This window comes from Leucobacter chinensis (assembly GCF_019049105.1).
GTDB lineage: Bacteria > Actinomycetota > Actinomycetes > Actinomycetales > Microbacteriaceae > Leucobacter_A > Leucobacter_A chinensis.
Genome location: NZ_JAHQZR010000001.1, coordinates 280,883 through 294,450 on the forward strand (window position 1 = coordinate 280,883; position 13,568 = coordinate 294,450).

Consider the following 13,568-nt stretch of genomic DNA (forward strand, 5'->3'; position numbering starts at 1 on the left):
TTGTTGCAGGCCCGAGGGCTGCAGTTTGTGGATAACTCCCGTGAGCCACTGCGAAACCATAGGCTGAGTGTAGGGCCCGATGAGTGGAGGAGAGCCGATGCTGCAAGAACGTGAGCACGTGAGAACCGAATGGGCGCAGGGCGACCCGATTCTGAAGCACTATTACGACACCGAGTGGGGCATGCCGGTCACTGATGAGACCGGGGTTTTTGAGCGGCTCTGTCTCGAGGCGTTTCAGAGTGGTCTCTCGTGGTTGACGATTCTCAAGCGTCGTGATGGCTTTCGCGAGGCCTTCGACGGTTTTGACCCTGAGCGTGTTGCGAGCTATACCGAGCGCGACATCGAACGACTTCTCGGTGACAGCAGAATCATTCGGAATCAGCGCAAGGTGAGGGCTGCCGTGACGAATGCTCAACAGACGCTTGCGCTGAGGGAACACTACGGTGGTGGCCTTGCAGAACTTGTTTGGTCGCACATACCTGCACAATCGCCGGTTTTTGAGCAGAACGCCGAGGCTCCCACGACCTCGGCAGAATCAGTGGCCCTCGCGAAGCGCCTCAAGGGCCACGGTTTTTCGATGGTTGGCCCGACCACGATGTTCGCGTTGATGTCAGCAATCGGCATTGTTGACCTGCATATTCGAGACAGTTTTCGCAGGGGTTGTTCGGGCCTTTGGCACGTTGACGGCACGCGCACCGAGCTCGAAGCGCCATTTCAGAGCTCTGCGGGCTGAAAAGGCGTAGAATAGGGTGGTTCGCTCCGACACTGACCAGGAGAAGTATGCCCGAGAAAAGCGCCGACCACGGCGTCATGAACGAAGAAGCTGTGCGGGGTCTCGCTCAGACTATGCAAATTGAACTCACCGACGAAGAGGCGACGGCCCTTGCTGCCGACCTCAGCGCAACTATTGCGTATGCCGAGCGGGTAGAGGGGTTTGCGAATCAAGAGGTAACCCCGATGAGTCACCCGATTAAAGATTTGAACGTGATGCGGCCCGATGAGGTGAAAGAGGTGCTCTCGCTCGATGAGGCTCTTGAGAACGCCCCTGAGGTGACCGATGGCATGTTCCGCGTTACATCAATCATGGGAGGCGAACAGTAAATGAGTGCACTGACGCAACTGACCGCCGCTGAGCTCGCTGAGAAGCTGCAGGCTCGTGAGGTCTCGGCTGAAGAAGCCACGAAGGCACACCTTGACCGGATCGACGAGGTGAACGACCAGGTTGGCGCGTTCCTCGTTACGAACGAGCAGGCGCTTGACGCTGCCCGTTCAATCGACTCCCGCAGGGCCGATGGTGAGAGCCTGCACGAACTCGCGGGTGTTCCCGTCGCGGTGAAAGACGTGCTCGTCACCACCGAGATGCCCACGACCGCATCTTCTGCGATTCTCAAGGGGTATCGCTCACCCTTTGATGCGACGGTCGTGACCAAGGCCCGTGAGGCTGGCCTCGTGCTGCTCGGTAAAACGAACATGGACGAGTTCGCGATGGGCTCGACGACCGAAACCTCGGCCTACGGCAACACCCACAACCCGTGGAACCTTGATCGTGTTCCCGGTGGCTCAGGCGGTGGATCGGCAGCAGCCGTGGCCTCGTTTATGGCCCCATTAGCTTTTGGCAGCGATACGGGAGGCTCCATTCGCCAGCCTGCCTCGCTCACTGGAACCGTCGGCATGAAGCCAACCTACGGTGGGGTGAGTCGCTACGGATCGATCGCCCTCGGCTCATCGCTCGACCAGGTGGGCCCATGCGCGCGTACCGTGCTCGACACCGCGCTTATGCACGACGTGATCGTCGGTTTCGACTCACACGAATCAACCTCGGCGAAGCGTGAGTGGCCCTCGATGGCTGCCGCAGCACGCGAGGGTGCAACGGGTGAGTCGCTGAAGGGGCTGCGCATCGGTGTCGTCTCGCAATTTGCAACCGATGCCGTTGAGCCCGACGTCGCTCAGCACTTCGACGCGATGATTGCTGAAGCAAAGCAGCAGGGAGCCACGATCGTTGAGATCGACGCAGAAGCGCTCACCTACGGTGCTGCCGTGTACATGCTGCTCATGTCGGCAGAAGCTTCGAGTAACCTCGCGAAGTTTGACTCGGTTCGCTTCGGCCAGCGCGTAGTGCCCGAGGGCGCCGCAAACGTTGAAGACGTGATGAGCGCGAGCCGCGGCGCAGGCTTCGGCTACGAGGTGAAGCGGCGACTGCTGCTCGGCACCTACGCGCTGTCTGCGGGCAACTTCGATCGTCTCTTCATCGGGGCACAGCGCGTGCGCGCCCAGATCACCGAGGCACTCGTCTCGGCGTTTGCCACCGTAGACGTGATCGTCACCCCGACCTCGGCAACGACCGCCCAGCGCTTTGCAAACGAGCAGGTAAACCCCGATGCGGGATTGCTGACCGACTCGATGCTCACCGCGGCAAACCTCTCGGGTATGCCAGCGCTCAGCGTTCCGGTTGGCGTCGCGCAAGACGGGCTGCCCGTTGGCCTGCAGGTCATCGCACCGACCTTTGAAGATGCCCGGGCATACCGCGTGGGCGCTGCCTTCGAACACCTCGTCGCTGCTCGCGATGGGGCACCGTTCTGGCAGTCCATTCCAGCACTCTCGGGAAAGGCGAGCGCATAATGGCAAAAACCAAGCTCATGGACTTTGACAAGGCACTCGAACTATTTGAGCCGGTCATCGGCCTCGAAGTGCACGTCGAGCTCAACACGAAGACCAAAATGTTCTCGACGGCTCCCAACACCTTTGGGGCTGAACCGAACACGAACCTCACCGCCGCCTGCCTCGGCCTTCCCGGTTCACTGCCGACGGTCAACGAAGAAGCGGTTCGCTACTCGATGAGCCTCGGCCTCGCGCTCGGGTGCGAGATTCGCGAGGTGACCGGCTTCGCGCGCAAGCACTACTTCTACCCAGATCTCGGGAAGAACTATCAGACCTCGCAGGCTGATGACCCGATTGCTTACGACGGCAGCGTCGAAATCGAGCTGGCCTCTGGCCGAGTGATCCACGTTCCCATCGAGCGTGCCCACATGGAAGAAGATGCGGGCAAGCTCAACCACATCGGTGGCGCTACTGGCCGCATTCAAGGAGCAGAGTACTCGCTGGTCGACTACAACCGCGCCGGTGTTCCGCTCGTTGAGATCGTGACGCGACCGATTTTCGGTGGCGAAGCAGACACGCCAGAGATCGCGGCTGCGTACGTGTCAACGATTCGTGACATCGTTGTAGCGCTGGGCATCTCAGACGCGCGCATGGAGCGAGGCAATATTCGCTGCGACGCGAACGTGTCGCTGAGTGTGCGCGGTTCGGGAAAGCTCGGTACCCGCACCGAGACGAAGAACGTGAACTCGCTGCGCTCAATCGAGCGCGCAGTGCGCTTCGAGATTCAGCGCCAGGCTGAACTGCTCAACCGCGGCGTTGAGATTACGCAAGAGACGCGTCACTGGCACGAAGACACCGGCGAGACCTCACCCGGTCGCCCGAAGTCAGACGCCGACGATTACCGGTACTTCCCAGACCCAGACATCGCGCCGCTGACCCCCTCTCGTGAACTCGTCGAAGAGCTGCGTGCAGCACTTCCTGAGCACCCAACGCTTCGCAGGCGCAGGCTTCGCGATGCCTGGGCGTTCAGCCAGCTTGAGTTTCAGGACGTCGTCAACGCAGGCCTCATCGACGCGATCGAAGAGACCGTCTCGATTGGTGTCGCACCCCAGACCGCCCGTAAATGGTGGACCGGTGAGGTGGCTCGCATCGCCAAAGAGCGCAATGCTCAGCCGACCGACGTGATGACCCCCGAGCAGATCTCGCAGGTCGTGAAGCTGGTCGACGCTGGAACGCTCAACGATAAGCTCGCCCGCGAGGTCATTCAGCGAATGATTGACGGTGAAGGCTCGGCACAGGAGATCGTTGACGCGCAGGGCCTCGCAATCGTTTCTGACGAGGGCGCACTCGTTGCAGCCATCGACGAGGCACTCGCGCAGCAGCCAGACGTGCTCGAGAAGATTCGCGACGGCAAGGTTCAGGCCGCCGGTGCCATCATCGGCTCGGTGATGAAGGCGATGCGTGGGCAGGCAGACGCCGCACGCGTTCGTGAGCTCATCATGGAGCGGGCAGGCCAGTAGCCATCACCCCACAGGTCGACGCAGGAGGATCGAGGCGCACTGTCGCCTCGATCCTTCACGTCGATATGGACTCCTTTTTCGTCTCGGTTGAGCTGCTCGACGCGCCGCATCTGCGGGGCAAGCCGGTCGCTGTCGGCGGTGCGGCGAACCGCGGAGTCGTCGCGAGTGCCAGCTACGAGGCCCGTCGCTTCGGAGTCTCATCAGCAATGCCCGTTGCCAGGGCCAGGCAGCTCTGCCCGCAACTGCAGGTCATCACGCCCACCTTTGAGAAATACCGGGCGGCTTCACAAGCGGTCATGGCTATCTTTCACGAGTTCACCCCGCTCGTTGAGCCCCTCAGCATCGACGAAGCCTTTCTCGATGTTCAGGGCAGCATGAAACTCTTTGGCGAGCCCCGAGAGATCGCACAGCGCATTCGCGAACGCATTTACGCTGAGACCGGCCTTCCAGCATCAGTCGGCCTCGCGGCAACAAAGTTCGTCGCCAAACTTGCTTCGCAGAGGGCTAAACCCGACGGTTTGCTCGAGGTGCACCCCACGCGCACCCTCGACTTTCTGCACCCGCTCCCCATCGAAGCCATGTGGGGCGTTGGGAAGGCTACGGCTACGAAGCTTCGCTCCCGCGCGATCCACACCCTCGGCGACCTCGCGAGCGAACCTCTTGACTCGCTCGAACGCACCGTCGGCAAAGCGGCCGCGGCAAAACTGTATGCGCTCTCTCGCGGCGATGATCCACGAGTCATTGAGACGCAGCGCGTCGAAAAAAGCATCGGGCAAGAGAACACTTTCGAGACCGATATTCGTAGCCTGCCCGCGCTGGAGCGAGAGCTCTTACGCATGAGCGAGCAGGTGGGGCAACGGCTGCGCAGTCATGGAGTCGTTGCACGAACCGTCTCGATTAAGCTGCGCTGGGCCTCATTTGAAACCGTCACGAGGTCGCGAACACTCGCCGAGCCGAGCAACGTGACGCGCAGAATTCACCTCACCGCGCTTGAACTCCTGCGCGCCCTAGACCCCGACGGTCGGCCCGTGCGGTTGCTCGGTGTTCGCGGCGAGGGCCTCATGCCCGAAGGCGACGTCGTTGCGGGGCTATGGAACGACGATGAGCGACTGCGCTCACTCGATCAGACGGTCGATGAAGCCAAAGGGAAGTTCGGCTCGATGCTCGGCCCCGCGAGGCTGCTCGGCGGCGGGGGTGAAGAACGGTAGCTCGGCTACTCTTCTTCGTCAGAGAATGACTCGAGTGCCGGGGCAAACCGCAGTAGCATGTCGGTGAGCGTCGCGAGCCACTCGTAAATCACGAAGGTTTCTTCGTGCTCGCTCTGCTCGCGAAGCTGCGAGTACTCCTGCTCGGTTTCGATGCCAAGCCTCGCGGCGATCGAGAGGCGAAGCGCCGTGAGCGTGCGCACCCACGGCTCGAGTGTGTCGGCGGTCAAGAAGAAAATCGTGCCCTCGGGGTCTTCGCACGCGAGCAGCTCTTCGAGCTCTATGTGCTCGGGAACGCCGCCGCTGAGCGCCGTAGCAACGAGCAACGCGTCTTCAATCTTGCGGTTGAGAAGGCCCTGCTCGGTGACCTGCCGAAACTCGGCCGCGAGGCTCGGGTCAAGGTAAGCGTTCGGCAGCAGCTTTGCGAGGGCTGGGTCGGCGGGCAGGCAATCGGTGCCGCCAATTTCATAGCTTGCAAGCAGCGGATCGGGATCGAGTGGGGCGCTGCTGTGCGACTGCAAAAGGCCGAGCAGCTGGCCCACGAGATTGCTGAGAATGATGCTCTCTTGGGGGTGCAGCTCGATCGTGATTTCGCCGACCTGCATGACGAGAATTTTCACGGCATATGCCCCTCTCGCACGGTAGCCCAGAGGCCGTAGCCGTGGAGCGCCTCGACGTGCAATTCCATCGACTCGCGCGACCCCTCGGCAACAATCGCGCTGCCCTCGCGGTGCACCTCGAGCATGAGTGATTCGGCGCGATCGAGCGAGTAGCCAAAGTGTTTGCGGAAGACATAGGTGACGTATGACATGAGGTTCACCGGGTCATCCCACACAATGGTTTGCCACGGGGTTGACGGGAGCGCATCTTCACGAAGCTGTCTCTCGTGTTGTAACGAAGTGTCAGTCATCTAGCCCCACCCAAGCTCATGAATTCGGTTTTCGTCGAGCCCGTAGAAGTGGGCAATCTCGTGAACGAGGGTTACGCGAATTTCGCGCACGAGCTCGTCTCGGTCAGCGCAGTGTGCCAAGAGGGGCTCGCGAAAGAGAATGATTCGGTCAGGCTCTTCGCCGTACCCGTAGTCACCGCGTTCTTGCAGCGAAAAGCCCTCGTATACACCGAGCACCTCACTGCCATCGGTCGGGGCCTCTTCGACGAGAAAAATGACGTTGTCGAGTGCTTCGAGCATGTCGTCGGGCAAGGAATCGATACCCTGCGAGACGAGCTCTTCGAACTCTTCGATCGTCACCTCGTGCATGGCTTTACTTTACCCTGTGTCGGTGAGAACTGTGCCAGGCGCGGGGAAGCGAGTATGATCGAACATATGTTCGAATCAATGGGTTGTGATGAAACGCGCGGCGTCGCCCTCGTGAGTGGGGTGCGGCAGGCGCCCCATCGGGTGCCGCTGCGTGCGGCGCTCGAAGCCGTTCCCGCGGGGTGGCCCTCGGCTGCGCAAGACTACTACTCGGGTGAGATCGACCTCAACGAGCACCTCATTCGTGATCCTGCCGCGACATACATCGTACGCGTCGCGGGAGACTCGATGGTGGGAGCGGGGATCAGTCACGACGATGAACTTATCGTCGACCGTGCGGCAGAGCCCCAGTACGGCGATGTGGTCATTGCGGTGCTTGACGGTGATCTTACTGTCAAACGATTGCAGCGAACTGATTCCGGGGTCGTGCTGTGCGCCGCAAACCCTCGCTACCCAGATATTGTCGTTGAAGAGCTCTCAGAGTTGCGCATTTGGGGTGTCGTGACGAGGTGCTTGCACCATGTTCGATGAAGGGGATGCGACGGTGGTCGAGAGCGCCGGCACCGAGAGCGTCGGTGCCGACAGTATTGGCGGGGCAGGGCACGAACCTCACCGGCAGAGCATCGCTCTCGTTGACTGTGTGAGCTTTTTTGCCTCGTGCGAGCGAGTCTTTCACCCTGAACTCGAAGGTCGCCCGGTGCTCGTGCTCTCAAACAACGACGGCTGCGTCGTTGCGATGTCGCACGAGGCCAAGGCCTACGGGATTCCCATGGGCATTCCCTGGTTTCAGTTGAGCGCGCGTGCCGCGAAACAGGGGCTTGTCGCGCGCTCCAGTAACTACGAACTCTACGGTTCAATGTCGGCCAGGGTTATGAACATCATTGGGAGGCATGCGGCGTGGCAAGAGGTGTACAGCATTGACGAGGCTTTCATCGGGCTCAACGGCTCGCCGGCTGAGGTGACGCAGAAGTGCCGCAAGCTCAAAGACGAGATTTATCAGCTCACAGGCATTCCGGTGCGGGTCGGCATTGCCTCGACGAAGACGCTCGCGAAGCTCGCGATCATTGGCGCCAAAAAGAACGCTCGCTTTGACGGGATATGCAACTTCAACGAGCACGACGCAGAGGGGGCCGACGCATTACTCGCCGAGGTCGAGGTAAGTGAACTGTGGGGCGTTGGCCGTAAGCTCACGAACAAACTGACCGCGAGGGGCATTCACACCGCGAAAGATTTGCGCGACTGCGACGCGGGCGAGATGCGCAAGCGTTTCTCAGTGGTGCTGCAGCGAACCGTGTACGAACTGCGAGGCATTCGATGTATCGAACTCGCCGAGGCGCGTGAGTACAAAGACCAGCTCATTTTTTCACGTTCGTTTTCACGGCCGGTCACGACGCAAGAGGAGATGCAGCAGGTGCTCTCGATCTACGCGCAGAAAGTCAGCGCACGGCTGCGCTCTGAAGGGCAAGTGGCAAAAACCATCTCAGCGTGGACAATGACCGCACACCACAACACGGCCGCGTGGCACTCGGCCCACGTCTCAGCAACGCTTGAGACGCACACGAGTGAGCCGATCCGCATCGCAAAAGCGGCGGCGCCGCTGCTTCAGAAGATGCTCCCGGGAACGCGATATGTGCGTGCGGGAATCGTGCTCACCGACCTCGTTCCCGAGGCGAGGCTCGCGCCGCTCGACCTCTTCGTTCCCGAGTTCGAGGGGCGAAAGATTGGCGTGACGCTCGACCGCATTCAGGAGCGTGTGGGGCCCGGCCTCATTGGGGTGGGACGTGGTGGGTTGCAAAAGGCGCCGGTGTGGAACATGAGGCGCGACATGCTCTCGCCAAGAGCGACAACCCAGTGGGACGAGCTGCGTGTCGTGCGCGCCTCGTAGCCGCTACACTAAAACCTGCTGCGCAAGGGGGCGCGAGAACCGTCAAAGAGAAAGGGCACCTTTGAAACCGCTAACGCCGCTGCGCCGCACCATCGCCTTGATCGCTCTTGCGCTCGGCGGGTTTGGTATCGGGGTGACCGAGTTCGCCTCGATGGGCCTCTTGCCAAACATCGCGAGCGACCTCATTCCTGGGTTTGAGGCGAACCCACAGCAGGAGATCGCGCGGGCCGGAATTGTCATCACCGCGTACGCACTCGGCGTGGTCATTGGTGCGCCACTCTTCGCGATTTTTGGGGCGAGGGCCTCGCACACGCGACTCACGTTTCTCTTGTTAGTGCTGTTTGTGGGCGGATCGCTGGCCTCTGCGGCGGCTCCGACGTTCGAGACCCTCGTGCTTTTTCGGGTGCTCGCGGGGCTTCCGCATGGCGCCTATTTTGGGGCGGCCTCCCTCATCGCGGCCCGCATCATGGGGCCGGGAAGCCAGGGCAAGGGGGTCGCGCTTGCCCTTTCGGGCCTGACGATCGCGAACGTCGTCGGGGTCCCGCTCGCAACCTGGCTGGGGCAGAGCCTCGGCTGGCGTTGGGCGTACGTGCTCGTGGCAGCTATTTTTGCGGCGACGCTCGCCCTCGCACTCGCCTTCTTGCCTCGGTACGCCGCGAATCCTGACCGCGACCCGCGCTCCGAATTGCGCGCCCTCGCGAACTACCGACTGTGGATCATGATTGCCGTCGGCTCAATTGGCTTCGGCGGTTTCTTTGCCGTGTACTCGTATGTGTCAGAGGTGACCACGCGCATCACGGGGCTCGAGCCACCGGCGGTGCCGTGGGTGCTCGCGGTCATGGGGCTTGGTATGACGATCGGCAACCTTATCGGTGGCTGGGCGAGCGACCGGAATCTCGTGGGAACGATTGTCGTTGGCTTTGCGACCTTTGTCGCCTCGCTGCTCGTGTACACCTGGGTTGCGCCGAGCCCGGTCGGGCTCTTCGTGACAGTGTTCAGTATTGGCCTCACCGAAGCGATCTTGATTCCCTCGATTCAGGCGCGCATGATCCGCATCGCCGACGAGGCCGAACTGCTCGGGGCGGCGGTGAACCATGCTGCGTTCAACGTGGGCAATGGCCTTGGGGCCTGGCTTGGCGGCGCGGTCATTGCCGCTGGCTTTGGTTATCTTGCGCCCGGCTGGGTTGGTATCGCACTCGCGCTCGTAGGTTTTGCGCTCGCGTTGCTGAGCGTTTACATCGAGCGGCGAGATAAGGCCCGCTCGCGAAATACCGTGGGTATTCGGGTGGTCGGCGAGGCGTAAGGCTCGCTAGACTGACGTGCATGACGGCACGAGAGCGCATCAAGCAGGCCATCGCGTGGGTGCTACAGTTGCGCCTCGTTCGTGCCGCGCTCACCTACAGTGAGCACCGCGGCTCGATGCTTGCCGACGCCATCACGTATCGCTCGCTGTTCGGTATCTTTGCCTCGGTGTTGCTCGGGTTTTCGCTCGTTGCTCTCTGGTTTGAGAGCAACGCCGAGGCCATGACGGCACTCGGCGAGATGCTCGATAACCTGCTTCCCGGAATCACGAGTGTCGTCGATATTACCCAGATTGAGGCGCCCACCGGGCTCACCATCTTAGGTATCGCCTCGCTTCTGGGCATCGCCTGGGCCGCGATCTCAGCGATCGCGAGCCTGCGTACGGCTTTGCTTGACCTCGGCGACACGCTTCGCGATGACCAGGGCGCCGTGTGGGGGTCGCTGCGCGACTTGCTCTTCGCCGTGGGGTTTGCGGTGCTGCTCGTCTCGGCAACGGTGCTGAGCGCGTTTAGCGGTGCCGGCATCGAGACGCTCGCTTCGTGGTTGGGGCTCTCGACCGTGAGCACGCCCGTGGCGGTTATGACGCAGCTTGCGGGCATCGCAGTTGTCTTTATTGTCGACCTGTTCACCGTGGCGCTCATGTTCCGGCTCCTCGCCGACTTCACCGCGAGCTCTGCCGCGCTTTGGCAGGGAGCTCTGCTTGGGGCTGCCGGCCTCACGGTGCTGCAAACGCTCTCGAGCCTTTTCGTGAAAGGTGCCACGTCGAACCCCTTGCTCGCTTCGTTTGCCGTGCTCATCGCTCTCTTGCTCTGGGTGAATTTGTCGGTGCAGGTCGTGCTCATTGCGAGCAGCTACATCATGGTTGCGACCCGTGATCACGCGGGTCGAGGTGAAGCCGGTGGTGCCCTGGTGCACACCTTCGCCGAGCGGCGGCAGTTTCGGGCAGAGCAGCTTGTTGCCGCAGCAGAACGTGAACTCAGTGCGGCGCAAGAGGCGGTTGCGGTCGAGCGTGAGCATGCCGAGACTCGACGTAGTCACGAGTCTTAAATGCTTGCGCGGGCTGATCAGGGCGGCGACTTTGGCCCTCGCGGTATCATTGAGGGGTAACTCTATACATGACAGTTCGCAAATCGCGAGCGAAAGGAGCGTGTGAGCCCGGTGAATCTAGACGGCGGGGCCAAGGTGCGAAAATGCACCCACCAGCAGCACCCGAGGTGCGTTTGGGGGTGGTCTCGCGGTGAGTAAGAAAGAGTCGCAGAGCCTCCTGCCATCGCTCGCTGACTACCGGGACGTGCCACGCACCTGGAAGAACGACCTGCTCGCCGGTCTCACGGTCAGCATCGTCGCGCTGCCGCTTGCACTCGCCTTTGGCGTGAGCTCTGGAGCCGGGGCAGAGAGCGGCATCGTGACCGCCATTATCGCGGGTATCGTTGCTGCCATTTTTGGGGGATCGCACGTGCAGGTCTCCGGTCCAACCGGTGCCATGGTGGTCGTTCTCGCGCCCATCATCGCGCTGCACGGAGCGGGTGCGCTCGCCCTCGTGTGCCTCATGGCAGGCGCGATCGTGATTCTCGCCGGTGTTTTTCGGCTGGGGCGAACGGTCGGCTACATTCCGTGGCCCGTGATCGAGGGCTTTACCCTCGGCATTGCCGTCATCATTTTCCTGCAGCAGGTACCCACCGCAACCGGAACCGAGCCCGGCGAAAGTAATAACGCGGTTGTCTCGGCTGTGCAGTCGGCCATGTCGGCCGAAATGCCGAAGCTTGCGTGGTCGCTCGGCATCGTTGCGCTCGTTGTCGTCATCATGCTCGTGCTCTTGAAGCTCGCCCCGCAGTTTCCCGGCTCGCTCATCGCGATTGTTGTTGCGACGCTGGTTGCGAGCCTCTTCGACCTGCCGGTTGACGTGATCGGCGAGCTGCCAAGCGGGCTTCCGGCGCCAACCCTGCCCGTCTTAGATCCGCATATGATGGGCGTGCTCATCGGGCCTGCCTTTGCCGTGGCTGCGCTTGCGGCCATTGAGTCGTTGCTTTCGGCACGCATCGCTGCCACGCTTACGAACAGCGGTTCGTTTAATGCTGACCGTGAGCTCGTGGGGCAGGGACTCGCCTCGGTTGCCTCCGGTTTCTTTGGCGGCATGCCGGCAACCGGCGCCATTGCGCGCACCGCGGTGAATATTCGCGGTGGCGCCAAGACGCGTCTCGCGGCGGTCGTGCATAGCGTGCTGCTGCTCGTGATCGTGCTCGTGGGCTCTGGCGTCGTCTCGCAGATTCCCCTCGCGGCCCTCGCTGGCGTGCTCATGGTGACGGCGTGCCGCATGGTCGCCCCCACGACGGTGCGTCTCGTGCTGCGCTCGACTCGCTCAGACGCGGTGATCTTCCTGCTCACCGCGATCATTACGATCAGCATCGACCTCATCTATGCCGTGCTCATCGGCATCGTCGCCGCGGGCTTCTTCTCACTGCGGCAGCTTGCCAAGACGAGTGGCGTCTATCGTGAGGAGCTTCCCGGCGAGCCCGTTGAGGGCGACGAACGCATCGCGGTGTTCCACCTCGAAGGCGCGCTCTTCTTTGGCGCTGCCGACCGGCTGCTTGAACGAGCAGAGGCGCTTCGTGGTGTCGAGGTCGTCGTGGTTCGCATGGCAGAGCTGCAGTTTCTCGACGCGACGGGCGCCCAGGCCGCGACCGAGATGATCACGGGGCTCGAGCGTCGCGGCATCACCGTGCTCGTGAAAGGCGTGCAGCCGCAGCACAGGGCGCTCGCTGAGCGCATCGGCATCTTCCACTCCTTGCGTGACCAGGCGCACCTCTTCGATAACCTCGACGATGCGGTTGCTCACGCGCGTGACCACGTGGCGAGAGCCCGCGCCGAGCGAGAAGCCGAGGGCGGGGCGGGGTAGCGCGAGCAACTGGCAAAAGAAAAAGCACCTGAACTTTCTCGCTGAAAGTTCAGGTGCTTTTCGTTGTCTTGCGACTCTGGGGTGGACGACGGGATTTGAACCCGCGACCACCGGCACCACAAGCCGGTGCTCTACCTACTGAGCTACGCCCACCATGTGCCGCTGAGAGCCTTGCGGCTCACGAAGCAACCTCATCATCATAGCCCACAACCGGGGGCTGGTTGCAAACTGAGCGGTCAGCGTGTCATGCCGTCGATGAGGGGCGCGTAGTCGGCGATGGTTTTCTTCGCTTGATTTTTGACCTCGTCTGAGCCGGGGCCGGGGGCCTTGACCATGACGGTATCCCTGAAGAAGGCGAGCTCGCGAATTGATTCTGCGATGTCAGCGAGTGCGCGGTGGCCGCCGTGCTTCTCGGGGGCGCGGTAGAAGGTTGATGGGTACCAGCGACGCGAGAGTTCTTTAATGGTCGAGACGTCGACGCTGCGGTAGTGCATGCGTTCGTCGAAGACGGGCAGGTATTTGGCAATAAATCGGCGATCCATACCAATGGTATTTCCGGCAACGAGGGGGCGTGAGCCTTCGCTCACGAGCCCGTTGACGTAATCGAGCGCCTGCTGTTCGGCGACCTCGGCGGTGACGCCCTGCTGCATTTCTTCGAGCAGGCCAGAGGTCGTGTGCATGTTGCGCACGAAGTCGTTCATGCCGGCGAGTGCCTCCTCGCCGGGGTTGATCACGACGGTGAACCCCTCGTGCAGCGGCGTGAGGTCAAAATCAGTCACGATGATGGCGAGCTCGCAGAGGCGATCGGTTTCGATCTCGAGCCCGGTCATTTCGCAATCGATCCACACGATCTGTTCTGCGGGGGTGTTCGACATGTCACATCTTTCTTCAGTGGATGGGTGGCCAC

At 61.8% G+C, this 13,568-nt stretch carries 14 protein-coding genes and 1 tRNA gene; 10 read left to right on the forward strand and 5 right to left on the reverse strand.

The genetic code is table 11. From position 1 onward, the window contains the following. The first annotated feature begins 97 nt into the window (after positions 1 to 97). From KTJ78_RS01305 to dinB, 5 genes are read left to right on the forward strand one after another with little or no spacing between them, the layout of a single operon-like run. Positions 98 to 733, forward strand: coding sequence for a DNA-3-methyladenine glycosylase I (locus tag KTJ78_RS01305; protein ID WP_217131941.1), 636 nt, complete (start codon positions 98 to 100; stop codon positions 731 to 733). Positions 734 to 780: 47 nt separating this feature from the next. Next, positions 781 to 1,101 (forward strand): Asp-tRNA(Asn)/Glu-tRNA(Gln) amidotransferase subunit GatC, encoded by a 321-nt coding sequence (gene gatC / locus KTJ78_RS01310; RefSeq protein WP_217131943.1) that lies wholly within the window; start codon positions 781 to 783, stop codon positions 1,099 to 1,101. Further along, the gene (gene gatA / locus KTJ78_RS01315) at positions 1,102 to 2,619 is read left to right on the forward strand and encodes an Asp-tRNA(Asn)/Glu-tRNA(Gln) amidotransferase subunit GatA (protein WP_217131945.1); all 1,518 of its coding nucleotides are present in this window, start codon (positions 1,102 to 1,104) and stop codon (positions 2,617 to 2,619) included. Further along, positions 2,619 to 4,118 carry an Asp-tRNA(Asn)/Glu-tRNA(Gln) amidotransferase subunit GatB gene (gene gatB, locus KTJ78_RS01320; protein WP_217131946.1) on the forward strand — a complete coding sequence of 500 codons (1,500 nt, stop codon included), beginning with the start codon at positions 2,619 to 2,621 and terminating at the stop codon, positions 4,116 to 4,118. Before gatA ends, gatB begins: the two co-directional genes overlap by 1 nt. A 50-nt stretch (positions 4,119 to 4,168) precedes the next feature. Beyond that, on the forward strand, positions 4,169 to 5,326 hold the full coding sequence (gene dinB / locus KTJ78_RS01325; protein ID WP_369807933.1) for a DNA polymerase IV: 1,158 nt from the start codon (positions 4,169 to 4,171) through the stop codon (positions 5,324 to 5,326). Between the two features lie 5 nt (positions 5,327 to 5,331). Here the strand turns inward: dinB and KTJ78_RS01330 are convergent, their stop codons facing one another. From KTJ78_RS01330 to KTJ78_RS01340, 3 genes are read right to left on the reverse strand one after another with little or no spacing between them, the layout of a single operon-like run. Next, the gene (locus tag KTJ78_RS01330; protein WP_217131950.1) at positions 5,332 to 5,928 is read right to left on the reverse strand and encodes a DUF2017 family protein; all 597 of its coding nucleotides are present in this window, start codon (positions 5,926 to 5,928) and stop codon (positions 5,332 to 5,334) included. Between the two features lie 11 nt (positions 5,929 to 5,939). Then, positions 5,940 to 6,233: an ATP-dependent Clp protease adapter ClpS gene (clpS, locus tag KTJ78_RS01335; RefSeq protein WP_217131952.1), complete on the reverse strand. Its 294-nt coding sequence runs from the start codon at positions 6,231 to 6,233 to the stop codon at positions 5,940 to 5,942. Then, positions 6,234 to 6,581, reverse strand: coding sequence for a metallopeptidase family protein (locus tag KTJ78_RS01340; protein WP_217131954.1), 348 nt, complete (start codon positions 6,579 to 6,581; stop codon positions 6,234 to 6,236). 66 nt (positions 6,582 to 6,647) lie between these two features. Between KTJ78_RS01340 and KTJ78_RS01345 the strand changes: the two genes are divergently transcribed. The 5 genes from KTJ78_RS01345 (at position 6,648) to KTJ78_RS01365 (ending at position 12,661) form a co-directional block, all read left to right on the forward strand. Continuing rightward, on the forward strand, positions 6,648 to 7,109 hold the full coding sequence (locus tag KTJ78_RS01345; RefSeq protein ID WP_254259232.1) for a LexA family protein: 462 nt from the start codon (positions 6,648 to 6,650) through the stop codon (positions 7,107 to 7,109). Further along, on the forward strand, positions 7,099 to 8,463 hold the full coding sequence (locus KTJ78_RS01350) for a Y-family DNA polymerase (RefSeq protein ID WP_217131955.1): 1,365 nt from the start codon (positions 7,099 to 7,101) through the stop codon (positions 8,461 to 8,463). Before KTJ78_RS01345 ends, KTJ78_RS01350 begins: the two co-directional genes overlap by 11 nt. Positions 8,464 to 8,524: 61 nt before the next feature. Continuing rightward, positions 8,525 to 9,766: an MFS transporter gene (locus tag KTJ78_RS01355; protein ID WP_217131956.1), complete on the forward strand. Its 1,242-nt coding sequence runs from the start codon at positions 8,525 to 8,527 to the stop codon at positions 9,764 to 9,766. 20 nt (positions 9,767 to 9,786) lie between these two features. After that, on the forward strand, positions 9,787 to 10,812 hold the full coding sequence (locus KTJ78_RS01360) for a YihY/virulence factor BrkB family protein (protein ID WP_217131957.1): 1,026 nt from the start codon (positions 9,787 to 9,789) through the stop codon (positions 10,810 to 10,812). 190 nt (positions 10,813 to 11,002) lie between these two features. Next, positions 11,003 to 12,661: a SulP family inorganic anion transporter gene (locus tag KTJ78_RS01365; protein ID WP_217131958.1), complete on the forward strand. Its 1,659-nt coding sequence runs from the start codon at positions 11,003 to 11,005 to the stop codon at positions 12,659 to 12,661. Positions 12,662 to 12,738: 77 nt separating this feature from the next. Here KTJ78_RS01365 and KTJ78_RS01370 read toward each other — a convergent pair. Continuing rightward, positions 12,739 to 12,814 (reverse strand) — tRNA-His (locus KTJ78_RS01370). A gap of 83 nt (positions 12,815 to 12,897) precedes the next feature. Then, a complete protein-coding gene (orn, locus tag KTJ78_RS01375; protein WP_217131959.1) occupies positions 12,898 to 13,536 on the reverse strand; it encodes an oligoribonuclease in 639 nt (212 codons plus the stop codon). Positions 13,537 to 13,568 lie beyond the last annotated feature (32 nt).

Excerpts from the sequence above, each read along its gene's own strand:
- KTJ78_RS01340 (WP_217131954.1), bottom strand. The coding sequence starts at position 6,581 with ATGCACGAGGTGACGATCGAAGAGTTCGAAGAGCTCGTCTCGCAGGGT.
- gatB (WP_217131946.1), top strand. The coding sequence starts at position 2,619 with ATGGCAAAAACCAAGCTCATGGACTTTGACAAGGCACTCGAACTATTT.
- gatA (WP_217131945.1), top strand. The coding sequence starts at position 1,102 with ATGAGTGCACTGACGCAACTGACCGCCGCTGAGCTCGCTGAGAAGCTG.
- KTJ78_RS01305 (WP_217131941.1), top strand. The coding sequence starts at position 98 with ATGCTGCAAGAACGTGAGCACGTGAGAACCGAATGGGCGCAGGGCGAC.
- gatC (WP_217131943.1), top strand. The coding sequence starts at position 781 with ATGCCCGAGAAAAGCGCCGACCACGGCGTCATGAACGAAGAAGCTGTG.
- KTJ78_RS01360 (WP_217131957.1), top strand. The coding sequence starts at position 9,787 with ATGACGGCACGAGAGCGCATCAAGCAGGCCATCGCGTGGGTGCTACAG.
- clpS (WP_217131952.1), bottom strand. The coding sequence starts at position 6,233 with ATGACTGACACTTCGTTACAACACGAGAGACAGCTTCGTGAAGATGCG.
- KTJ78_RS01330 (WP_217131950.1), bottom strand. The coding sequence starts at position 5,928 with ATGCAGGTCGGCGAAATCACGATCGAGCTGCACCCCCAAGAGAGCATC.
- orn (WP_217131959.1), bottom strand. The coding sequence starts at position 13,536 with ATGTCGAACACCCCCGCAGAACAGATCGTGTGGATCGATTGCGAAATG.
- KTJ78_RS01345 (WP_254259232.1), top strand. The coding sequence starts at position 6,648 with ATGTTCGAATCAATGGGTTGTGATGAAACGCGCGGCGTCGCCCTCGTG.
- KTJ78_RS01350 (WP_217131955.1), top strand. The coding sequence starts at position 7,099 with ATGTTCGATGAAGGGGATGCGACGGTGGTCGAGAGCGCCGGCACCGAG.